Origin of the sequence: endosymbiont of Lamellibrachia barhami (assembly GCF_011947365.2) — a bacterium.
Classification (GTDB): Bacteria; Pseudomonadota; Gammaproteobacteria; order Chromatiales; family Chromatiaceae; genus QGON01.
Genome location: NZ_JAAVSH020000001.1, coordinates 164,845 through 186,967 on the forward strand (window position 1 = coordinate 164,845; position 22,123 = coordinate 186,967).

General features: G+C 53.5%; 17 protein-coding genes. 10 read left to right on the plus strand and 7 right to left on the minus strand.

The features are described from left to right. Positions 1-134: 134 nt before the first annotated feature. From asnB to G9Q73_RS00770, 4 genes are all read left to right on the plus strand, one after another. Positions 135-1,208 carry an asparagine synthase (glutamine-hydrolyzing) gene (gene asnB / locus G9Q73_RS00755; protein ID WP_177418047.1) on the plus strand — a complete coding sequence of 358 codons (1,074 nt, stop codon included), beginning with the start codon at positions 135-137 and terminating at the stop codon, positions 1,206-1,208. A 278-nt stretch (positions 1,209-1,486) separates the two neighbouring features. Further along, on the plus strand, positions 1,487-1,738 hold the full coding sequence (locus G9Q73_RS20255; protein ID WP_218649995.1) for an HDOD domain-containing protein: 252 nt from the start codon (positions 1,487-1,489) through the stop codon (positions 1,736-1,738). After that, on the plus strand, positions 1,632-2,264 hold the full coding sequence (locus G9Q73_RS00765; RefSeq protein ID WP_177421190.1) for an HDOD domain-containing protein: 633 nt from the start codon (positions 1,632-1,634) through the stop codon (positions 2,262-2,264). Before G9Q73_RS20255 ends, G9Q73_RS00765 begins: the two co-directional genes overlap by 107 nt. A gap of 117 nt (positions 2,265-2,381) precedes the next feature. Beyond that, entirely contained in the window at positions 2,382-3,782 is a 1,401-nt protein-coding gene (locus tag G9Q73_RS00770; protein WP_177418048.1) for a methyl-accepting chemotaxis protein, read from the plus strand. A gap of 97 nt (positions 3,783-3,879) precedes the next feature. Here G9Q73_RS00770 and G9Q73_RS00775 read toward each other — a convergent pair whose 3' ends face one another. Both G9Q73_RS00775 and mepK read right to left on the minus strand, forming a co-directional pair. Next, a complete protein-coding gene (locus G9Q73_RS00775) occupies positions 3,880-6,294 on the minus strand; it encodes a DNA polymerase II (RefSeq protein WP_369408799.1) in 2,415 nt (804 codons plus the stop codon). Beyond that, positions 6,227-6,805, minus strand: coding sequence for a peptidoglycan L,D-endopeptidase MepK (gene mepK, locus G9Q73_RS00780; protein ID WP_177418049.1), 579 nt, complete (start codon positions 6,803-6,805; stop codon positions 6,227-6,229). The genes G9Q73_RS00775 and mepK overlap by 68 nt, the downstream gene beginning before the upstream one ends. A gap of 500 nt (positions 6,806-7,305) precedes the next feature. Between mepK and G9Q73_RS00785 the strand changes: the two genes are divergently transcribed. Both G9Q73_RS00785 and G9Q73_RS00790 read left to right on the plus strand, forming a co-directional pair. Then, complete coding sequence (locus G9Q73_RS00785; protein WP_177418050.1) at positions 7,306-7,656, plus strand: hypothetical protein; 351 nt, start codon at positions 7,306-7,308, stop codon at positions 7,654-7,656. Continuing rightward, a complete protein-coding gene (locus G9Q73_RS00790; protein ID WP_177418051.1) occupies positions 7,649-10,030 on the plus strand; it encodes a PKD domain-containing protein in 2,382 nt (793 codons plus the stop codon). Before G9Q73_RS00785 ends, G9Q73_RS00790 begins: the two co-directional genes overlap by 8 nt. A gap of 34 nt (positions 10,031-10,064) precedes the next feature. Here the strand turns inward: G9Q73_RS00790 and G9Q73_RS00795 are convergent, their stop codons facing one another. Further along, positions 10,065-11,774, minus strand: coding sequence for a L,D-transpeptidase family protein (locus G9Q73_RS00795; protein WP_177418052.1), 1,710 nt, complete (start codon positions 11,772-11,774; stop codon positions 10,065-10,067). 194 nt (positions 11,775-11,968) lie between these two features. After that, the gene (locus G9Q73_RS00800; protein WP_177418053.1) at positions 11,969-13,027 is read right to left on the minus strand and encodes a GGDEF domain-containing protein; all 1,059 of its coding nucleotides are present in this window, start codon (positions 13,025-13,027) and stop codon (positions 11,969-11,971) included. A gap of 492 nt (positions 13,028-13,519) precedes the next feature. Here G9Q73_RS00800 and G9Q73_RS00805 point away from each other — a divergent pair, with 492 nt between their 5' ends. Continuing rightward, on the plus strand, positions 13,520-15,781 hold the full coding sequence (locus G9Q73_RS00805) for an NADP-dependent malic enzyme (RefSeq protein WP_177418054.1): 2,262 nt from the start codon (positions 13,520-13,522) through the stop codon (positions 15,779-15,781). 103 nt (positions 15,782-15,884) lie between these two features. Here G9Q73_RS00805 and acnB read toward each other — a convergent pair whose 3' ends face one another. The 3 genes from acnB to G9Q73_RS00820 form a co-directional block, all read right to left on the minus strand. After that, the gene (gene acnB / locus G9Q73_RS00810; protein ID WP_177421192.1) at positions 15,885-18,455 is read right to left on the minus strand and encodes a bifunctional aconitate hydratase 2/2-methylisocitrate dehydratase; all 2,571 of its coding nucleotides are present in this window, start codon (positions 18,453-18,455) and stop codon (positions 15,885-15,887) included. 161 nt (positions 18,456-18,616) lie between these two features. Then, on the minus strand, positions 18,617-19,432 hold the full coding sequence (xthA, locus tag G9Q73_RS00815; RefSeq protein WP_177418055.1) for an exodeoxyribonuclease III: 816 nt from the start codon (positions 19,430-19,432) through the stop codon (positions 18,617-18,619). Positions 19,433-19,583: 151 nt separating this feature from the next. After that, positions 19,584-19,877 carry a hypothetical protein gene (locus G9Q73_RS00820; RefSeq protein WP_177418056.1) on the minus strand — a complete coding sequence of 98 codons (294 nt, stop codon included), beginning with the start codon at positions 19,875-19,877 and terminating at the stop codon, positions 19,584-19,586. 145 nt (positions 19,878-20,022) lie between these two features. Here G9Q73_RS00820 and yaaA point away from each other — a divergent pair, with 145 nt between their 5' ends. From yaaA to G9Q73_RS00835, 3 genes are all read left to right on the plus strand, one after another. Beyond that, positions 20,023-20,790, plus strand: a complete 768-nt coding sequence (gene yaaA, locus G9Q73_RS00825) for a peroxide stress protein YaaA (RefSeq protein ID WP_177418057.1) — start codon at positions 20,023-20,025, stop codon at positions 20,788-20,790. Continuing rightward, the gene (locus tag G9Q73_RS00830; RefSeq protein WP_177418058.1) at positions 20,769-21,560 is read left to right on the plus strand and encodes a TatD family hydrolase; all 792 of its coding nucleotides are present in this window, start codon (positions 20,769-20,771) and stop codon (positions 21,558-21,560) included. The genes yaaA and G9Q73_RS00830 overlap by 22 nt, the downstream gene beginning before the upstream one ends. Before the next feature lie 5 nt (positions 21,561-21,565). Beyond that, on the plus strand, positions 21,566-22,123 hold a 558-nt coding region (locus G9Q73_RS00835; protein WP_177418059.1), incomplete at its 3' end, for a 4'-phosphopantetheinyl transferase family protein.

A 22,123-nucleotide genomic window follows, 5' to 3' on the forward strand; every position in this document is an offset into this window, starting at 1 on the left:
TAATTAATTTCTCATGAGTCCTGGATCTTACCTTGTAATCTAAAGAAAGGCGCTTGTCTGCCGCAAAGAATAAACAGAATTCATAGATACGGAGCAGGCAATAAATAATTAATAGTTAATGATTATTTTATTTTTTGTCTGGCAAAAAGATTGTGTGTGGTATTGCGGGCATTGCAGCTAATTTGGTAAATGGTGCGGGAAATCTTGGACGGGTCCGTCGCATGATTTCGCAAATCACTCATCGTGGTCCAGATGATGAAGGGTATTTTTTTGATTCCGGTATCTGTCTGGGACATGCACGTCTTAGCATTATTGATCTGGATAGTGGCCATCAGCCCATTGCGAACGAAGACAAGTCGATTCACGTTGTATTCAACGGTGAGATTTTCAATTACATTGAATTACGCTCAGATCTCATAAAGTCAGGACATCACTTTTCCTCCCATTCCGACACCGAAGTTATTGTTCATCTTTACGAAGATTATGGTGACGATTTTGTACGCTTTCTCAATGGGCAGTTTTCCATCGCCTTGTGGGATAAAAATAAGCAGAAACTGCTTCTTGTACGGGATCGAGTAGGGATCGTTCCTCTTTTCTATACATATGTTGATAACCATCTGATTTTTGCCTCAGAAATAAAGGCAATTCTTCCAGCGCTCCACTCTTCCCCGAGCATAAATATTCATGCCTTGGACCAGATAATGACGTTCTGGAATTCCGTAGGGCAGGAAACGATATTTGAAGGGATTTATGAGCTTGAACCTGGAAACATGATGGTATTTCAGGGCGGAGAGATGACTCATTCTCAATACTGGGAGTGGGAATTTACCGACGCGCATTATGGTGAATCTGACCGTGATCTGGCTGAGCAACTAGAAGATATCCTTGATGATGCAACCAGATTACGATTGCGTGCAGATGTCCCTGTTGGCGCCTATTTATCCGGTGGTTTGGATTCATCAGTACTGACCGCGTTGGTTCACCGATACAAGAAAGGCAATCTGAGAACATTCTCTATCGGCTTCGATGATAAAAGTTTCGATGAAAGTGACTATCAAAAGGAGATGATTGAGTACTTAGGAAGTGATCATAGTCACCTATCCTGCACATATGGGACATATCTGATAGTTTTTTGCAATCTATCTGGAATATCGAAGCGCCGTACGGTTACGTATTGCTCCCCGAACCGCCATTCCTGCAGTGCTTAGCGGCGCTGCCTGACTATTTTTCAGGAAAATGGCGATATGGGTGCTTTACCTCAGAAGAATAAAGCCTCTCCCCTCAAATCGACTGGCATCGCCAGTGGACTCTCCTTCGTTTAAAACCTCAGTCACGAGAGCAGTTGCTGTTTCTGCGTGACGCCGGGTGCGATGATGTGCAGGGTTACCTGTTCTGTTATGTTTTAAAAGGAATTACCGGTGGTATTTGATACAAACGAAACGTTAAAACTTATCGAGGGTATAACAATACCTCTTGCACCTTTATCCTGAAACAACTTCATCAAGAGTTACAGAAGGATGAACCCGTCCTAATGGACATTGCAAATATTATCTCCCAAGACGTTGGAATGTCCGCTCTTATATTGCAAACAATCAACTCTTCATTCTTCGGCCTGAGGACGAAAATGTTCTATTCAGCATGCTGCCAGCCTGCTTGGTATAACTTATGCCATCAATATCGTAACGGGATTGTCGTTAAAGCGCACTTTCGAGGAGTCAGGAGGTGCAAATCCACCTAATTACTGGGACTCGCCGACAAATATTGCAATGATAGCCGCAGATGTTGCACGAGTTGTTTCAGGTGTTGAACCTGACGAAATGTACATGCTTGGTCTATTTCATAATGCTGGCCATGCATTATTGAGTCAACGTTTTCCAGATTACAAGGAGTTCCTCAAGAAGAATATTAATAGAGAGGACATAATCATTACAGAGATCGAAGATCAACAATACAACACTGATCATGCAGTGCTCAGTTATTATCTTGCGCGTTCCTGGAAGCTAGATAGTCATATTGTGGAAGTGATAAGAGATCATCACAATACTAAAGAACAGTTGACTGAAATGGATGGGGAAGCTTGCACAAAGGGAAGACTATTAGCCATTCTAAAAATAGCAGAACACGTGGACAAGATATTCTGGAAGATGGATCCTGATAGTGAATGGGTGCAAATCGAAAATGTAGTACTTGACTATTTGGGTATGAGTAAACCTGATTTTGACGATCTACAAGCAGACATGTTAGACAAGTTAATTTCTGGTTGAATCAAATATCGTTGTTTCGGCGTTAACGTTTAGTAGAAAACATAACAATCGGTTGCACTCCGACCAATAAGCGGGCGGAACTTCAGGCAGATAACGGGCATTTCAAGGAGAACTCTCTTGGACAACGAAGAGAAGAACACAGGGAACATGTTGCATCGCCTCGTGGGTGGTTTTTCCTATTTCAGCATCAAACAGCGACTGTTCGCCGGAGCAGTATTGATTGGACTGATCTTCTCTCTGGGCCTGGCCAGTGCAGCCCACTCCCAACATGAGATCGAAACGAGCCTGCATGCCGTTGCGACACTGGCACTGTCACCCCAGGCGGAAGCGGTAGTGGCCGAGGCATTGACCCAAGTAAGCAGTGGCGCACAACGTCTCTATCTGATCGGCGGCACAGGATTCCTGCTGCTTCTACTATTGACCATGAGTGGATTCTATATCCTCACCCACCCGCTTGGGCGATGCGTGAAAGCCATGCAGGAGTTTGCGAATAACGGAGATCTCGGGTGCCGCATGCCGGTGCGGGGAAAGAATGAATTCACCGAACTCGCGGATGCCTTCAACAATTTCGTAGGAAGGATGAGCCAGATTGTGGATCTGGTGAATGCCTCCTCGGGTACTCTGGTGGCAGAATCACAACGGCTTACCACTGTTACCAGCCTGAACCGAGAGTGTGCAGGTAACCAAAATGAGCGGGTTCAGGAGGTGACGGTTGCTGTTCAGGCAATGAATGAAACCCTCTCCAAGATCGAGGCACTGACCTCCGATGCGGCCACCAAAGCAAAAATGGTGCGCGACGAGGCGGATCGCGGCAGCCGGATTGTGGAGAATACTGTCGGGGCGATCAACGAAGTCGCGGCCCAGGTCGAAAGCGCAAACCAGGCAATCGGTGAACTGAAAGCAGCGAGTGAACGCATCGGCAACATCGTGATCCTGATTGACGGTATCACCGATCAGACCAATCTATTGGCCTTGAACGCCGCCATCGAAGCCGCCCGGGCCGGAGAGTACGGTCGTGGTTTTGCCGTGGTGGCCAACGAGGTGCGCGCGCTATCACATGAGGTGGCGGAGCAGAATGCCCGCATCGGCCAACAGATCAAAGAGTTGCAGTCGGCCACCAACAAAGGTGTGGACATTATCAGCAGCGCATTTGAGAAGGCCCACAACAGCGTGGATGTGGCTGCGCAGGCCGGTACTGCCCTGATTGCCATTACCGAAGCCGCAGAGGAGATATCCGGTATGAACGCGCACATTGCCGATGCCATGGCCGGTAATCGCAAACAGACACGGCGTGTCGATGACAATCTGGATCGAATCGTCGCTCTCTCCACCGAGACGATGGGGATCGCCGACGAGACATCAGCCATGGGTAACGAGTTCAAGGTACTGGCCCAGCAACTGGGCAGTCTGGTAAGCCAGTTTCTGGGTGGTGAGCGCCAATCGCCAGTTAGCGAAGTGGAACAGCGATCAAACAAGGGAACTGAGAGCGTCTTCGGAAACGGCACTGAACTGTTTTGACTGCACGCTATTGTAGGAGCGGCGCCTCGCCGCGATTACTCCGCAGATGGATAAATATCGGCGAGGCGCCGCTTCTACGGAATCAAACCCAAAAGATTCAAAACAGGTCCATCTGGTTGGTGGTGATACGTTCAAAACTTCCGCCGACAAAATGGAGGATGCCATCCGCCACAGGGGCCAACTGCCGATCGATGTAGTGTTGATAATCAATGGGACTGCGCAGATCAGCAAGCGGCTCCGGACCGTTGAGGGTGATCAAATAGCTGATCCAACGGCCTGCGCGCTTCAGTTTGCGGGCCGCCTGAATATGGGGCGGCACATTGCGCCGATAACTTTCCAAAGGATTGCGGATGCGCTTACGATAGACCAGCTGTTCATCGAGTGCGCCCGACTTGAGGCTTGTGAACGTCTCCCGGATGTAATCGTCCCAGGGTTCATTGAAAAAGACCCGCCGGTAGAGTTCCCGCTGAAAGACCTGAGCCAGTGGGGTCCAGTCACTACGTACACTCTCCAACCCCTTGAACACCAGTTCATACTCTCCCACCCCATTACGCACGTAACCCGCATAGCGTTTTTTGCTACCGGTTTCCGCTCCCCTAAGGGTAGGCATGACAAAGCGGATGAAGTGGGTCTCAAACTCGATTTCCAGGGCCGATTCCAGACGGTATTCTGTCTGTAGTTTGTCACTCCACCACTGGTTGAGGGAGGTCTTGAGTTGCCGGCCGATACGCTTTGACGCCGCTTCGTCGTGATCCGCTCCAAGCAACACGAAGACCGAGTCGGTATCCCCATAGATAACACGATAACCCTGCTGTTCGATGTAGTCCCGAGTGGTAGTGATGATCTCATGCCCCCGACGGGTGATGCTGCTGGCCAGCCGGGCGTCATGGAAACGGCAACCGCTGGAACCCAGCACCCCGTAGAAGGAGTTCATGATGATCTTGATCGCCTGGGAGAGTGAACGGTCTCCCTGCCGTTTGGCCTCATCACGCTGTTGCCAAAGCTCGGTGATGATCTCCGGCAGAATCGACGCTTTGCGGGAAAAAACAGCACCCAGAAAACCCGGCACAGGGTCATCTCCCGGACGGACCAGACCGAGCGGGTCTATGAGGAAGGTACGGATGATGCTGGGATAGAGACTCTTGAAATCGAGTGCCAGCACATTTTCATAGAGCCCCGGCTGGGAGTCCATCACATAACCGCCGGGACTGGAAACGCCGTCTGTGTTGGCGCCGATATCCGGGGCCACGACACCTGCCCGGTGGAGTCTGGGCAGATAGAGGTTGTCGAAGGCGGCTACCGATCCACCCTGGCGCCCCAGTGAAAGCCCCGTCATCACCGATCGCTGAATCACGAAATTGAGCAGATCGGTCTTTTCAAAGATCGCCTCCACCAGTCGACAATCTTCCAGGTTATAAGCCGCCAGTGCAGGTTTATCCTCCCGGAAGAGCCGAAGAATCTCCTCGACCTTACCTTCACTCCCTTCGATCAGCTTCTTGCGGCCCAACAGTTTATTAGCCACTGAACCCAAGGCAAAACTGTCGAAACGCCAGAAGGCTGCCTTCAGATTGTCGATACCATCCAGCACCACCCTGCCGGGAATGCTGGCAATCCTGACCTGTCCTGTCTGCTGGGGCTGCAGAATCGCCGCCTGCTCTCCCCCGCGTCCCATGTCGAATCGTAAACGATGGTGGCGACATCGCAACTCGATGGTATTCAGATCGAAGTTGATGACATTCCAACCCAGGATAAGATCCGGATCCCACTCGCGAAATCGAGCAAAGAACCCAGTCAGCAGATCACGTTCGCCGGGAAACCATTCGACAGGCAGATCGGTCGTCCAGTCCGCGCCATCTCCCTGCATCAAAATGGCCTCACGATCCCGGCAACTCAGGGCGATGGAGAGGATTTCGCCGCTGAATGCATTGGTCTCGATATCGAGACTGGCGTAACTGAGTTCCGGGGTGATCATCGCTGGGCGAAGCCGTGGATTGACCAACTCCCGGTAACCCGCCTTTTGGATCGGCTGACCCAGCACCTCCAAGCTCGCAGTGATAAAACGCTCCATCAAATAGCGGTCATGGGGTTTGATGTCCGATTCGTAGAGGGGAATGGCATCGGCTGCGGCCCGTTCACGAAACTGCTGCAGCGATTTCTGAGCAGAAAAGTAGAGTCCATCGACGGCCACACCATCCAGCCCATGAAGATCCAAAGGCTTGCGTTCAGGACGGCTTCCCGGCAGGTAATCCGGCCCCAACTGGATTTCGGATGGAATGAAACAGACAGCACGCTGCCCCGGATAGACACAGCGCAGCGGCCCTTCCTGGGTGTGAACCCAAAAGACAAGATCGATCCCGTTAGGCCGGTCTCTCCAGTGACGGGTTAGCAAAAATCCGGTATGTGCAGTGCAACCATCAAGAAGGTTTTCTGAGTGGATCAGTGCCCTACCAAAACCGGACGCGGCCGGTATCCAGATGGACAAAATCTGATTTGGGATAGTAACCGACGCCACCGCCCTTCAGCGCCAGTGCCGCCTTGCGAAGATTGTGAAGCTCAGTCCCGGGCAGGCGCACGTCGATCGCCTTGCCCTGCATGTGCAAGCTGCGCTTGGCCACGCCACTCTTCCCACTCTTACCCCGCAGCATCGCGTTGGTATGGGGGGAACGATAACCTGAAATAATGCGGAAGGATCGGTTGGAACCGAGTCCTGTTTTCAGTGTATGCAGCAGGTCCAGCAGATCCCGGTCGATTGCCAGGGCGTCTCCGGTACGGTGATCTCTAAGCAGCTGACTGATCTCCTGAAGCCCGCCATCCAGGTACTCCCCATCGGCCCAGTAAGTGGCCGTCAGCCGCTCCCCGGTATGCAGATGGCGAAAAGCCAGACTCCGCGTTTCACTACGGGCGGCAGCGGCGACCCAGGATGGGGCTATCAAACCACTGGCCACAACGGCGCAACCACTCAGAAAGCGGCGACGACTGATGGTGTCTTGATGATCGGCAGAGATTCTGTTCTGTAACTTCATGAGCCTTCAATCTTCATCCAGCAGGTTGTTTCTGCTAACTATTTTCGGCCATCCGGCAGATAAATTGAGGGCAAGGTTAACAGAATATGAGGAAGAAGTGCCAAATCTGTGACCAAATTCACGGGGTTGGGCGGCTATTCGGCCGGTTTACGGTCCTCTCTCCCTTAGGAAGAGGGTTAGGGCGAGGGAGTTTACGGGGACTCTAAATACCTTATCTGTAGCGACCTGATCGCTGTTTATCGACCCCGCATCTGGAATAATCGCATAACGATTGATCTGAATCATTCGGGTCATCCGAATAGCAAAGAAGCCATCACGAAATTAACTAATATTGGAGTAGAGGAGGCGGCAGATGGCTGCTTTTGGACGTTCGGGTCGGATTTTATCGACGGTGGCCCTAGGGCTGTTGTTGCTGGGGGGGGCTTGTTTATTTGCTTTGCCGCAACAGTTCGTCAGTCTATTTCCTGGCAAGCCTCTTTCCTGAACCGATTGCTTACTCCATGTCGGCCGCAGCTGTTTGTAGTGCGGTTCCCTCCTTCATCCATATCTATGCATTTATTTTACTCACAGCCGTCGTGCTTAATCCGTCCAGAGCCGGACTGATCCTGATCTGTCTTGGCTGGATAGCCATAGAACTCTTTTTTGAATTCGGTCAACATCCATTTTTCGCTCAATACCTGACGGATAGGATACCCGCGTGGTTTGAAGATTTTCCTTTCCTGGAAGTGGCGGACACCTATTTTCTAACCGGCACATTCGATCCTCTGGATGTGCTCTTCATTCTCTTTGGCACAGCTGCGGCATTACTCACTTTGCATAAGGTCCAGCGGTGGGAGGTGGATCATGTTTAAGAGCAATATGGGCTTACAGGTTTGGCGGCTGCTGTCGCTCATGCTGGTGGTCGTCTTTGGTGTCTTGTCGATACTCGGTTCGAGTGGCAGCGACCATCTGTGGGGTATTGGTGATCCATACGGTATTGCGGATGCGGGGCCTGATCAGCATGTTGAGTATTCGTCAACTGTCTATCTTGATGGCAGTGGCAGTAACACTCCCCTTGGGACAGATCCAAGCGATTATAGCGTAGTCTACGGTTGGGAAATGCTAGAAACACCGGTAGATGCTCAGTTCTGGCTCAGTGCCACAGATATTATCAATCCAATATTTCGTACCTATTACCCAGGTGAATATGTTGTTCAGCTAACGGTCTGGTATGACGACCATATAGGGTCGGATACGGTCAAGATCACCGCTTATAAGGAGGCTGATGAGGTTCGGCCGGTTGCCAAGGCGGGTGCGGATATTGTTGCAAAACATGGTGCCTTGGTTGAGTTGAATGGCAGTGATAGCTTCCATGACCGCATCAATATGCCGCTCAGCTATAGCTGGTTCATGACGGAGCAACCTTTGGATAGCACATCAGTGCTCTCTTCAATCGAGGTGGTCAATCCCTCTTTTATTGCTGAATTTAATGAGAGTGACAGGGGGGGACGCTATGAGGCTCGCCTGCATGTGATCGATGAGAATGAGTGGGTAAGCACCGCTGATCATGTCAGCATCTATGTCTACCCTTCAGAGGGGTATCTCCATCCCACACCGATCACCGGACCGGATCAAAATGTCACTACAGGTACGCAGGTAAGCCTCAATAGTAGTGAAAGCTATGATATAGATGGACGGCCCCTGACTCACGAGTGGCAGTTCTACTCAAGGCCGCTGGGCAGTCATGCAACACTCTCAAATGCCAATACCCCGACACCCTCTTTTACCCCCGATGTTGACGGTCTCTATGTGCTCTTTCTAGCAGTCGATAATGGTGAATATAACAGCAGTGGATATTTTGATCATTTCGACTTTATTCGAAGTAGTTATGACCAGCAACGCCGGGACCGGGTAAAGGTGCTTGCAACATCAAGTGCGCCTGAACCCATCGCCATCCTTGGGCCGGATCAGCGGATTGCCTATGCCGGGGCGGATAGTCTGGTACTGGATGCCAGTCGCTCCACCCCTGTCGTCGGTGGAGAAACCTGGTATAGCTGGTGGCTGATCAACAAACCGGCCACCAGTAACGCCACTGTTGTAGCTTCTGATCAATATGATCCCAATGGTGGTCAGCTGAATTATGATATGGAGGGGGATTATGTTGTAAGAGTGACTGCAAAAAGTGTTCCTTACGATACAATCGTCTATAAGGTCACCACGAATACCCCGCCGGTCGCGGATGCGGGTATCGATCAGAATGTCACGGCCAATTTCCCGGCCACCTTGAACGGCAGCAATAGCAGTGATGTTGACTTTGACCCTGTAGCCTATAGCTGGAGCCTGGTTTCCACGCCTGTAGACTGGACATCCTGGCCAGGCGCATGGCCGCTGCTTTCCGAAGGCAGAGAGGCCAGTCCGACCTTTACCCCAACGGTGAATGGCAACTATCTTTTACGGCTGACCGTTAATGATAATCAGGCAAACAGCGAAGCTGACAGTGTAACGATCAGTGTCTCCGGATCGATGATCAATTCACCGCCGGTCGCCGATGCAGGCCCCGACCAGCCCGATGCGGTAACAGGGGTACAGGTTACCCTGGACGGCAGTGGCAGCAGTGATCCGGATACGGATCCAATCACCTTCCTCTGGCATTTTGAATCTGTGTCTCCGGGGAGCATGATGTCCGATGCCTCACTCGCAACGCCAACCCTTGAGCAACCGGTGTTTACACCCGATGTTGAGGGTATCTACCAACTCTCGCTTGTGGTAAATGACGGCCAGCTCGACAGCACTGCGGATACGGTAAATGTAACCGCCACAGATCCGGGTAGTGTTTGCAGCAATCCACTCACCCTGCAAACCACTTTGCCTTATCTACCAGGACTTGGAGAGGCGCCAACGATAATTCAGATTGATGCCTCAGGCGCTGACACAATCCGGCTGGTCACCTTCGATGATCCCAGTGCTTCTACGGACGTCTCGGCATTGCAGGCATTCATTCCTGATCTGAATCAGGCATCGGAAGTTAATTTTATTACGATCAATGGAAACTGGACGATATTCAGCAGGACGCATGACAATCCAGTGAGTGACACCGTATCGCCGTCATTCATCCTGGAGCGGCAGAGCGATAATATCTTCTTTAAGATCGATGTGGCGTTCACCGGTTCAGACGCGCTCGCCGAGGTGCAGATCGATTCACTGACGGCTTGTCGTTGTGGTGCGGATGTGGGGGATTGTCCATAAGTCCAGGCCTCCTGAGCGGGGTCGACACCCCGCTTTAGCGAGTCATCGAATTGGAAGAGACTGGAAGTCCGGCCACCGACAGACTGGACAACTTGTTGCCACCGGATTCCAAGGCTTGAATCAAAGGGGCATCCAGGCCATAGACGTCAGCCCGGAACTGGGGGATGCCATCCTCATTCGCCCATGCAGAGAAGTAGGCCAGATAGACCGGTATCGGTTGTTTTAGCCGCCAGATCATCGTCTGACCGGAGTCGATACCCTCCTGCAGCGCCAATGCCGAGGCCTGTTCGCTCTCCCCCTGTAGCAGCTGTGTAGCCAGTAGGGAGGCGGACTCAACCCGCACGCATCCTGAACTGAAAGGACGTGATGGCCGTTCAAAGAGTCCTTTTGCAGGGGTATCATGAAGAAAAACCGCGTAGGGGCTGACCATATGAAATTTGATTTGGCCCAGGCTATTGCGGGGACCCGGCATCTGTTTCAAGACAAAGGGGAAGTCATTCTTGTGATACAAACTCCAATCGATGGCCACCGCATCCTCCTGAATCCAGTCACCCTCTTCTCCCTTACGAAATACCACAATCCCCTTGCTGTCGAAAAAATTATCGTCCTGCAACTGCTTTGGCAGTAAATCCTCCACTGCAATACGTCTTGGAACCGTCCATTGCGGGTTGAGCACCAGATGGGTAATCCGACTTTTGAAGGAGGGCGTTTCACGTTCCAGCTTGCCACCGACAGTACGTCGGCGAAAAACCTCTGCACCCTGATCCCTCATCGTCACTTCGAAACCTGCTGTGTTGACCAACAGGTAACGCTCTTCCAAAGAGTGGGGCAACCAGCGCCAACGCTCCATATTGGCCTTGATCTGGGCAATGCGGTGTCCCACGGACACATTCAGCGCAGCCCGTGTTTTCGGGCCAACCCAACCGTCCACATCCAGCCCATGGCGCTGTTGGAAACGTCTCACCGCAACTTCCAACAGTGGATTAAAATAGTCATCCCCGTCCGCCGGTGGTTCGAGATAGTCACCTTCCATACGCAACCGCTCCCGTAGCAGCAAAATCGAGGGATGACGATCACCCGGACGCAGGATCTGGATCCTGGGGAAGGTTTTCCAGCCCCCTCTGCTCTCTATTTCATGGTAATCGAAAAGCACCTGCCGCAAACGCTTGTACTCCAGCGAGTCTGGAGCCAGATCACTCAACAGGTCAGACAGGCCGTCTGCCGACAACGCGGCCTGCAGGAGCTCCATCGGTTCAGTCCGGTCAAATTCAAAGTGCCAGAGCGGATCCAGATCTGCCGCTTTGACACGGCCTCCACGAAGATCACCTGCATAGCGGAAAAAGGCATCGGTGAGCAGAAGTTCCCGCTCCAAAATCACAGCCGGATCCTGCTGGTGCCGTGATACTTTCAAACGCGGGAAATGATAGTCAACAGGCTCCAAACCTTCCGTCAAGGCACTGTCAAGCAGGGTCAGTAGTGTCTCACCCTGAGCATTGAGTTGTTCACTCTCATGCCATACCGCTCGTCCCTTCCGGTCTTTGTAGAAAGCCTGCAACTGCATCCAGTTGGGTTCGCGGGCGGGAATGGCGACTTCAACATCCTGTAGCACAGCCTGCAGACGGCCACGAATCGCCGACACCCCGCGCAGCTCGTCTTCAAGCGATGCACTGTTCGCTGTTCCACACCACAGCGTGACAAAGAACAATCCGATAATAGTAGATATGTGGTTATGCGATTTTCCCATCCTGTTACCTGAAAACATCCTCAACCGTTGCGCAGTTGCGGCTTTTCCCAGGGGCAGTGTGCATGGAAAAAGTGGCCGGTACACTGATGCACACAAGCAGGCTAACTCAGCAACTCCTTACATTCTAGAGTATAGAGGCCAGAATAGATTCAACTGCGATTACCCTTTTCTATCAAGGGTCTGCCATATTGTGGCTAGAAAAGATCGATCTCACCGATTTGCGGTTGCTCAGTGTTTTCCAGCAAATTCTGCTCGACCAGATCTTCGTAGATATGCAGCTGATTCCGCCCGTTGTTCTTTGCGTAGTAAAGCGCCCTGTCGGCACTTCCGATCACCTCTGCAGTACCGTTTTGATCTCTGATTTCAACGGCCCCGATACTGATAGTGATACGGCCTGCCTGCGGCATCTCATGGGATCCCACCGTCCTAAGGCAACGCTCCAACACAGAAACCGCATCTTTCTGGGAAAATACCTTGAGTATGACGACGAACTCTTCACCGCCATAACGAAAAAGCAGATCCCCATCACGGAAGGTATCTGTCAGCAGACGCGCTAACAGGATAAGCACTTCGTCCCCAAACAGATGACCAAATCGATCATTAATCCTCTTGAAATAATCGACATCGATCAACGCCAACCAGTAGGTGACCTCATCTTCAGAGCGGCGTTTCACCTCAGACTTGGCGCTGTTGCGTTTGTGACAGCTCAACGTCAACTGTTTCATCACTTCGCTACTCAGGGTTTCACGATTCAGCAGACCGGTAAGTTTGTCCTTCTGGTTTTCGTCCAGCAGAGTGAGGTAATTTGAGTAGACTTTTAACAGTCCGTAGGTCAGGCGTTGAAATTCAAAACTGAGTTTTTCAGTAAACTGCACCAACACGGCGAAGACTTCGTTTCTGGTATTGAATACCGGATAGATCGTATCTGTTATGCCACGCCTCTCATCGTCCAACGAGACAACCTCGCCCTCCTCCACGGCAACGGCAATGCCCTCGGAAAGCGTTTTGGAGATATGCCGTTCAATCGCAGGAATATCTGAAACCTCTTTGTTCTCAACCATGTGGGCAAGCAGAAGCAGATCGAGATCCTCTGCCGCACCAACCACTTGGTAGAGACGCAGCTCCTTGCAGGGCGCAACCTCAGACAGGGTTTTCACCAAACTTCTTTCGATCAACTCACGGTCGTGAAACCGGGTGATCTCCGCCAGAGAATCGACTACCTGGACGGCTGAGACTTTTTTCAAGAGTGCCATCTGATTTCTTCTTTATTATTACTGACTTGAGAGGAAAAAATAGCGACAGAAACTGGCGCCTCCAGTTGCAGGAAAAATGTAGGGAAGCATGCTAAATTGATCATTTTCATGTCCATTGAAGACCCATGGAAAGATATTTTTTCCATATCTGGACACCCAATGCTTCTATTCCTTTTTCCTTGCCTTTACTCAGCATTCATTACAAAGCCGCTACCTGGAGAGGCATGCGCTTCAACAACTTATTTCGCAATTATTAGCGGCAGCTGATTTAAAACCTTAAATTGAAGAAATTTGGTCATTTAGCCTATCTATATTTGGCACAAAAACTCATATGAAGTAGTTCACTGGCACGTTGCAAATCTAACCCGCATTCCCCTCATCATACGGTGGAATAACTGGCATTTTTTCAACACGCTGGCTCTTATCGTCTATGGTTGAATCCAGGCAGCTGTCATATCCGTAAACTCTCACAAAACAGAAGGAAGTCTCTTCATGTCAGAGGACCCACAAAACAGCGCCTTGCGCTATCACCGATACCCCCGCCCGGGTAAGCTTGAGATCAAGCCGACAAAACCGCTTGCCAATCAGCAGGATCTTTCGCTCGCCTACTCACCAGGTGTTGCCGACCCCTGCCGGGAGATTGCAGCCGACCCTGCTAAGGCGGCTGACTACACTGCTCGCGGCAATCTGGTGGCTGTCATTACCAACGGCACCGCCGTGTTGGGTCTTGGCAACATCGGCGGACTCGCCTCCAAACCGGTTATGGAGGGCAAAGCGGTCCTGTTCAAGAAATTTGCCGATATCGATGTATTCGATATCGAAGTGAACGAAACAGACCCTCAGCGATTTATCGATATTGTCGCCGGCCTGGAAGCCACGTTCGGCGGCATCAACCTGGAGGACATTAAGGCACCCGAATGTTTCATCATCGAGGCGGGGTTGAAAGAACGGATGAACATCCCGGTCTTTCACGACGACCAGCACGGCACCGCCATCGTCGTCTCCGCTGCCATTCTCAACGGCCTGCGGGTGGTCGGTAAAAAAATCGATGAAGTTCGACTGGTGGCTTCCGGCGCCGGTGCTGCCGCCCTTGCCTGCCTTGATCTCCTGGTGGAACTGGGCTTGAACAGGAAAAACATCATTGTCACCGACATCGCAGGCGTGGTCTATCGCGGGCGTTTGGAAGCGATGGACCCCTACAAGGCCCGTTATGCCATCGAGACCGAAGCCCGCTCACTGAGCGACGCCATGGAAGGGGCTGACATTTTCCTGGGCCTCTCTGCCGCCGGGGTGTTGAAACCAGAGTTCCTGCAGAGTATGGCGGAAAGACCGTTGATCATGGCACTGGCCAATCCGGTTCCCGAGATCATGCCGCACGAGGCCAGGGCAGTACGTCCCGACGCGGTCATCGCCACCGGGCGTTCCGACTACCACAATCAGGTCAACAATGTGCTCTGTTTCCCTTTCCTCTTTCGGGGAACACTGGACAGCGGGGCGAGTGAGATCAACTGCGAGATGAAGAAGGCCTGCGTCCGCGCAATAGCCGACCTCGCCCTGGCAGAGGCTTCTGATGTGGTGCAATCAGCCTATGGCGGTCAACAACTTCAGTTTGGCCCTGAATATCTGATCCCCAAGCCGTTCGACCCGCGGCTCATGGAGCATATTGCACCAGCAGTGGCTCAGGCTGCGATGGAGACCGGCGTGGCCCAGCGCCCAATCAGCGACCTGATGGCCTACAGGGAGAAACTTCAGCGACAGGTTTTTCGCACCGGTATGACCATGAAGCCGGTATTCGACTGCGCCCGTGAAGATCCAAAAAAGGTTGTCTACGCCGAGGGCGAGGAGCAAAAGGTATTGCAGGTCATCCCGCAGGTACTCGAGCAGGGCATTGCCCGCCCCATCCTCATTGGAAGAAGAGCGGTAGTCACCCAACGCATTCAGGAACTTGGCCTTACCATCGAGATAGGACGGGAGATCGAGCTGGTCGATCCCCAGGATCACCCTCGCTATCGCCACTACTGCGATCGTCTCTTTGGTCTGCTGGCCCGGAAAGGCTGTTCATCCACTGAAGTCCGCCAACGGGTACGCACCAGTTCCACCGTGCTTGCCTCGATGATGCTCCTGGAGGGTGATGCGGATGCCATGATCTGTGGCGTGGTGGGGCGTTATGGAAATCATCTGCAACAGATTCAGGACATCATCGGCCCCGCAGAGGGGATGAAAAAACTCACCTCGATGAACGTCCTTGTACTTCACTCCTGTACGCTGTTTATCACCGATGCCTATGTGCAGGAGGAACCTGATGCTCAGGATATCGCCGACATGGTTCGGGTCTGCGCTGACGAAGTGCGCTGGTTCGGCGTCGAGCCCAAGGTCGCACTGCTCTCTCACTCCAATTTCGGCAGCCACGATTCGGCCTCAGCCAAAAAAATGCAGGCGGCACTACACATCGTCCGGGCAGACCAACCTGAACTGGAGATCGATGGAGAGATGCACGCCGACCTCGCCCTGGACGCCACGCTGCGCAAGCTGCGTCTACCCGGCTCCAGACTCGAAGGTGCGGCAAATCTGCTGGTGATGCCCAATCAGGATGCTGCGAATATCGCCTTCAACGTGTTGAAGATACTGGGTGACTGCATAACGATCGGTCCGATCCTGCTCGGCGCAGCGAGCTCAGCCCACATCGTCACACCATCCACCACCGTGCGAGGACTGTTGAACATGACCGCACTCGCCTCGGTAAGGGCAACATAATAGAAGGTGAACAGTCAATCCAGAACGCCCGATCCGCTACGCTTGATCGGGCCTACGTCTTCTGAATGGTTTTCAATAATCCAATGATGTTTCCGAACAGAAACTACTCAGGCAGGCTGACCTTTACCGCCTGATCCCGGTACTCCGCAATCTGGTCGAAATTGAGATAACGGTAGATCTCATCCGCCATCGGATCGAGGTTTTCAACCTGCTGCCGATACTCTTCCAGGGTTGGGATCCGCCCCAGTATGGCGCAGACCGCCGCCAGTTCCGCCGAGCTGAGATAGACGTTGGCCCCCTTCCCCAGGCGATTGGGAAAGTTACGGGTGGATGTGGAGATCACCGTAGCGCCGTCAGCAACACGTGCCTGGTTGCCCATGCAGAGTGAGCAGCCTGGCATCTCGGTGCGGGCGCCGGCCCTGCCAAAAATACTGTAGTACCCCTCCTCCACCAGTTGATGTTCATCCATGCGTGTGGGGGGACAGATCCAGAGGCGGGTCGGCAGGTGGGTCACCGTTTCGAGTACCTTTCCGGCAGCACGGTAGTGCCCGATATTGGTCATGCAGGAACCGATAAAGACCTCATCGATAGTGGCGCCGGCCACCTCGGAGAGCCGCTTCACATCGTCCGGGTCGTTGGGACAGGCGAGGATGGGTTCCCTGATCGTATTCAGGTCGATCTCCAGCACTGCGGCATACTCCGCATCTGCATCGGCTTCCATCAGCTCCGGGTTCTTCAACCAGGTCTCCATTGCCTCGACCCGGCGTCCCAAAGCGCGGGCATCTTCGTAGCCGTTGGCTATCAGCGTTTTCAACAGGGTGATGTTGGAGTTGAGATATTCGATGATCGGCGCCTTATCCAGTTTGATGGAACAACCTGCTGCGGAGCGCTCGGCTGTGGCATCAGAGAGTTCAAAGGCCTGCTCTGCCTTCAGATCCGGCAGCCCCTCGATCTCGATAATGCGGCCGGAAAAGATATTCTTCTTGCCCTGCTTGTCCACCGTCAACAGGCCATCCTCTATCGCCTGGTAGGGGATGGCGTTGACCAGATCCCGCAGGGTGACACCTGGCTGCATCTCTCCCTTGAAACGCACCAGTACAGACTCAGGCATATCCAGGGGAATAACACCTGTAGCGGCGGCGAAGGCGACCAATCCGGAGCCCGCAGGAAACGAGATGCCGATGGGAAAACGGGTGTGGGAATCACCCCCGGTGCCCACCGTATCCGGCAGCAACATCCGGTTCAGCCAGGAGTGGATGATGCCGTCTCCCGGCCGCAGAGCGACACCACCGCGGGAAGAGAAAAAATCGGGCAGCGTGTGGTGGGTCTGAATATCCACCGGCTTGGGGTAGGCCGCTGTGTGGCAGAAGGACTGCATCACCAGGTCGGCGGAAAAGCCAAGACAGGCGAGATCCTTCAGCTCGTCCCGGGTCATGGGCCCGGTGGTGTCCTGAGATCCCACCGTAGTCATGCGCGGTTCGCAATAGGTGCCTGGGCGCACACCTGCTACACCGCAGGCACGTCCCACCATCTTCTGCGCCAAGGTGTAACCTTTGTCGCTCCCGGCTACAGCCACCGGTCGTTTGAAGATCTCAGACGGGGCAAGTCCCAGTGCTTCACGCGCCCGGTCGGTCAGGCCGCGTCCGATGATCAGAGGGATGCGGCCACCCGCCTGTACCTCATCGAGCAGCACCCCGGTCTTGAGTGTGAATTCGGTGATGGTCCCGCCGTCCTCGTGACTCCGTATCACCCCTTCATAGGGGTGGATATCGATAACATCGCCCATAGTCATACTGGAGACACCACACTCCACCGCCAGAGCACCCGCATCCTCCATCGTATTGAAAAAGATCGGTGCAATCTTGCCGCCGAGACAGAAGCCTCCGGCCCGCTTGTTGGGAATATGGGGGATATCTTTGCCGATGTGCCAGAGTACCGAGTTGGTGGCCGACTTGCGTGACGAGCCGGTGCCCACCACATCCCCTACGTAGACCAGGGGATGCCCCTGCTTTTTCAGCTCAGCGATGGTCTCCAGTGGATTGCCATCCAGCCCTTCACGGGGATTCTGCAGCATGGCATTGGCGTGCAGGGGAATATCGGGACGCGACCAGGCATCGGTTGCGGGGGAGAGATCGTCGGTATTGGTCTCACCAGGCACCTTGAACACCGTGAGCGTTACCTTCTCAGGCAATTTCTCACGCTGGGTGAACCAGTCGGCATCGACCCAGGACCGCACTACCGCACGGGCGTACTTATTACCGGCATCCGCCTTCTCCTTCACATCATGGAAGGCGTCAAACATCAGCAGGGTTCTGCTCAGACCCTCGACCGCAGTCGGCGCGAGTTCGTCGTCATCGAGGGCAGCAATCATGGGGGTTATGTTGTAACCACCGAGCATGGTGCCCAGAAGCCGCACCGCCTCGATACGGCCGATCAGGGGCGATTGAGCCGCACCCTTGGTGACGTCCGCCAGAAATGCCGCCTTGACGTAGGCCGCCTGATCCACACCGGCAGGCACACGTTCGGATATCAGCTCCAGCAGAAACGCCGCTTCACCGCTCGGCGGGTTCTTCAGGAGTTCCACCAGATCAGCCACCTGCTCAGGCTTCAGGGGCAGCGGGGGAATGCCTTCTTCGGCACGTTCTGCTATATGCTTTCGATAGGAATCAAGCAACGCAACATCCTCATGAGACAGCATCCCCGCAAGGATGCGTAAACCACACCACCGCAAGCAGCGGAAATTCATACTGATGTTTCTATTGGATATTCTATTTATAGCTCAGGCAGGGAGAGGTATATTCACAGAAAATGAAGGGATTGGCCCCCTGCCAACCCCTAATAGTCGAACTCCGCCCAGATCGGACAGTGATCCGATGGCTTCTCCATCCCCCGGATCTCATGGGCGATCCCCGCGCCAGTGCAACTCCGATTGAGAGGGTCAGTCGCCATGATCAGATCGATGCGCAGTCCCCGTTTCGGCTCCCGGTCAAATCCCCGGCTGCGATAGTCAAACCAACTGAACTGGTCGTCCACATCCGGGTAAAGAGTGCGATAGGTGTCGTGCAATCCCCAGGACCTCAGACGCTCAAGCCACTCTCTCTCTTCCGGGAGAAAGCTACACTTGCCGGTGCGCAACCAACGCTTGGCGTTTTCCTGGCCGATACCGATATCGAGATCCAGCGGCGCAATATTCATATCACCGATCACCAGCACTGGATCGGTCGGCTTGTGGTTTTCTTTCAGATAGCAGAGCAGATCCGCGTAAAATTTTCGCTTGGCAGGGTATTTCGTCTCGTGATCCTGGCTTTCGCCCTGGGGAAAATAGCCATTGATCACAGTGACTTCGTTACCTTTCTCAGAGGCATAGCGAGCAATGATCAAACGTCGCTGGGCATCCTCCTCATCGCTGGGGAAACCCTTCTCCACCGCCAATGCCGGCTGTTTGGAGAGCAGCGCCACACCATAGTGGGTCTTCTGGCCGAAGAACTGCGCCTGATATCCCAGGCTCTCCATCATCTCGAGGGGGAAATCCTGATCCTGTACCTTGCTCTCCTGAATGCCGATGACATCCGGATCGTGAATCTCCCGCAGTCTGGCAAGCTGATGCTCACGGGTGCGGATACTGTTGGTATTGAAGGAGACGACTTTCATAATTACACCCTTAATCCAGTGTCTGCCAGGAAAACCCTATCTAACCACAAAGAACATGCAGAGCACTAAGGTAAGCAGTTGATTAACAATAAGCTTTCTTCGTGCGCTTCGTGGTTAAAGCGTGTTCCCAGGCAGAAACAAATCCAATGTATCAGAGCACTTCCCGGATCTCTTTCTCACCCGTCTCGAAACCATGCAGATAGGCTTTTCCCCAGGGCAAAAACTCCTGTCCGCTGATACGCTCGTCACTGTCTGCATCGACTGTCTGGGATATCTGTGCTCCATAGCCCAGATCCCGCAGGGCGCGGATCATGCCGTTGGCATAACCCCGGTTATACCAGAGCTGCAGGTCGCCATCCGCTTCGGCCAGTCCGTCACTCTCTGCATAGAGCCGTTGCAGCAACCGCAACATTTTTTCTGCGACAATCTCTCTACCCTGATTCATTATCAGACCTGTATTGATATTGCGGGAAAGGCTAACACGCGATTGCAATCTGCACTACTTCACCATACCCACAGACTGGTTGCGGTTGTATTTCACCACCAGGATCGCGATTATTAGTCTCATTCACCCATTCGGCATCAGCACCATGTTAATCGTCATCTCCCCCGCCAAGACCCTGGACTATGAAACACCCCCGGTCACCAAAACCCATAGCAAACCGGCGTTCCTGAAACAGTCCCAGCAGTTGATCAATAACCTGCGCAACTATTCTGCACTGGATCTGGCGGAACTGATGAAGCTGAGCATGAAGCTGGCTGAACTCAATTTCGACCGCTATCACGACTGGAAGACCCCTTTCACCACGAAAAACGCCAAGCAGGCGGCGCTGGCGATGAAGGGCGATGTCTATACGGGACTGGACGCAGAGAGCCTGAATGAAGATGATTTTACCTTCGCCCAGGATCACCTGCGCATCCTCTCCGGACTCTACGGTCTGATGCGTCCCCTCGATCTGATGCAGCCCTACCGGCTGGAGATGGGCACCAAACTGCCCAATGAGATGGGCAAGGATCTCTACACCTTCTGGGGAACCACCATTACCGATGCGATCAACAAGGCGTTGCTGAGACAGGGAGATGACGTACTGGTCAATCTCGCTTCTAATGAATACTACAAATCGGTCAGGCCCAAACTGGTGAAGGGACGCATCATCACCCCGCAATTCAAAGAGAATAAAAACGGCAGCTATCGCATGATCGGCGTCTACGCCAAAAAGGCCAGGGGACTGATGAGCCGCTACATTATCGAAAACCGGCTTACCAAGCCGGAGGATATCAAAGGCTTCGATGCTGCGGGTTATGACTACAATGAATCGCTCTCCCAGGGGGACCAATGGGTCTTCTCCCGAGGCTGATCGACTCCCACTGCCACTTTGACGATGCCCGCTTCGACCAGGATCGGGATCAGGCCTTTCAACGTGCCAGGGACGCAGGGGTTACCCGCCAGATCATCGCCGGGATCAAGGCCGAATGGTGGCCGCGGCAGAAGCAAGTCTGCAGGGACTATCCTGGACTCTACCCCGCCTACGGTTTGCATCCTATGTTCCTTGGGGATCACCAGCCCGAGGATATAGAGCAACTCGCCTCCTGGATCGAACGGGAACAGCCGGTAGCCGTCGGCGAGTGTGGTCTGGACTTTTTCATCGAAGATCCCCAGCCGGAAGCGCAGCAGGCGCTGTTCGAGGCACAACTTGAACTGGCCCGACGCTACCGATTGCCGGTGATTATCCATGCCCGCCGTTCCGTGGACCAGGTTTTCAACTCCCTGAAACAGTTCCCCGGCCTGTCGGGGGTGGTGCACAGTTTCTCCGGTAGCGAGCAGCAGGCCCGCCGACTGATCGATCTGGGTTTTCTTTTGAGTTTCGGCGGCCCCATCACCTATGAGCGGGCCAAACGCCTGCGCAGTCTGATCCAGATCCTGCCCCTGGAAAGTTTGATGCTGGAGACAGACGCACCGGATCAGCCAGACAGCGGGCACCGGGGAGAGCGCAACGAATCAGCCTATCTGCCGACCGTGTTGCAAACAGTCGCGGAGTTGCGTAACCAACCCGCTTCGGAGATCGCTGCCATAACCTCGGAAAATGCCGTGCGGCTGTTCAATATTCCCTCCAGCGACGCATCGTGACAGGCATGATGTTTCAGCCGGGATCCCCTCTACCAGACCTCACCAACCTCTGGCTCTCCGAGCGCCCGAAAGCGGCACCCGAGCCGAGCACTCTACACCTCTGGTCCGTCGATCTGGACCGTTCTGACTTCCGCCATTACCTTTCACAGGATGAACTGACCCGCGCCGGACGGTTCACACTGGAAACCCCCAAAAGCCGCTTTATCGCCGGCCGTAGCGCCCTGCGATCCATTCTTGGACACTATCTGGCCACCCCGCCTCTATCTGTCCGGCTGAAATATGGCGAACACGGCAAGCCTGAACTTGCCGATCAAGCGAGTGATATCCACTTCAATCTGGCTCATAGCGGCCATCTTGCGATCCTGGCAGTCTGCTGCGACTGCCCTGTGGGGGTGGATGTGGAAAAGATCCATTCACGCAGATATATGCTCGGCATTGCCGAGCGCATGTTCAGCACAGCGGATTTCACGTCGTTGAAATCGCTTTCTGGCTCCGCCCGGACCAGACTCTTCTGCCATTCGTGGACTGGCCTCGAAGCACGGCATAAATGTCTCGGCACGGGG

Excerpts from the sequence above, each read along its gene's own strand:
- mepK (WP_177418049.1), bottom strand. The coding sequence starts at position 6,805 with ATGAAGTTACAGAACAGAATCTCTGCCGATCATCAAGACACCATCAGT.
- G9Q73_RS00785 (WP_177418050.1), top strand. The coding sequence starts at position 7,306 with ATGTCGGCCGCAGCTGTTTGTAGTGCGGTTCCCTCCTTCATCCATATC.
- G9Q73_RS00790 (WP_177418051.1), top strand. The coding sequence starts at position 7,649 with ATGTTTAAGAGCAATATGGGCTTACAGGTTTGGCGGCTGCTGTCGCTC.
- G9Q73_RS00795 (WP_177418052.1), bottom strand. The coding sequence starts at position 11,774 with ATGGGAAAATCGCATAACCACATATCTACTATTATCGGATTGTTCTTT.
- G9Q73_RS00800 (WP_177418053.1), bottom strand. The coding sequence starts at position 13,027 with ATGGCACTCTTGAAAAAAGTCTCAGCCGTCCAGGTAGTCGATTCTCTG.
- G9Q73_RS00805 (WP_177418054.1), top strand. The coding sequence starts at position 13,520 with ATGTCAGAGGACCCACAAAACAGCGCCTTGCGCTATCACCGATACCCC.
- xthA (WP_177418055.1), bottom strand. The coding sequence starts at position 19,432 with ATGAAAGTCGTCTCCTTCAATACCAACAGTATCCGCACCCGTGAGCAT.
- G9Q73_RS00820 (WP_177418056.1), bottom strand. The coding sequence starts at position 19,877 with ATGAATCAGGGTAGAGAGATTGTCGCAGAAAAAATGTTGCGGTTGCTG.
- yaaA (WP_177418057.1), top strand. The coding sequence starts at position 20,023 with ATGTTAATCGTCATCTCCCCCGCCAAGACCCTGGACTATGAAACACCC.
- G9Q73_RS00830 (WP_177418058.1), top strand. The coding sequence starts at position 20,769 with ATGGGTCTTCTCCCGAGGCTGATCGACTCCCACTGCCACTTTGACGAT.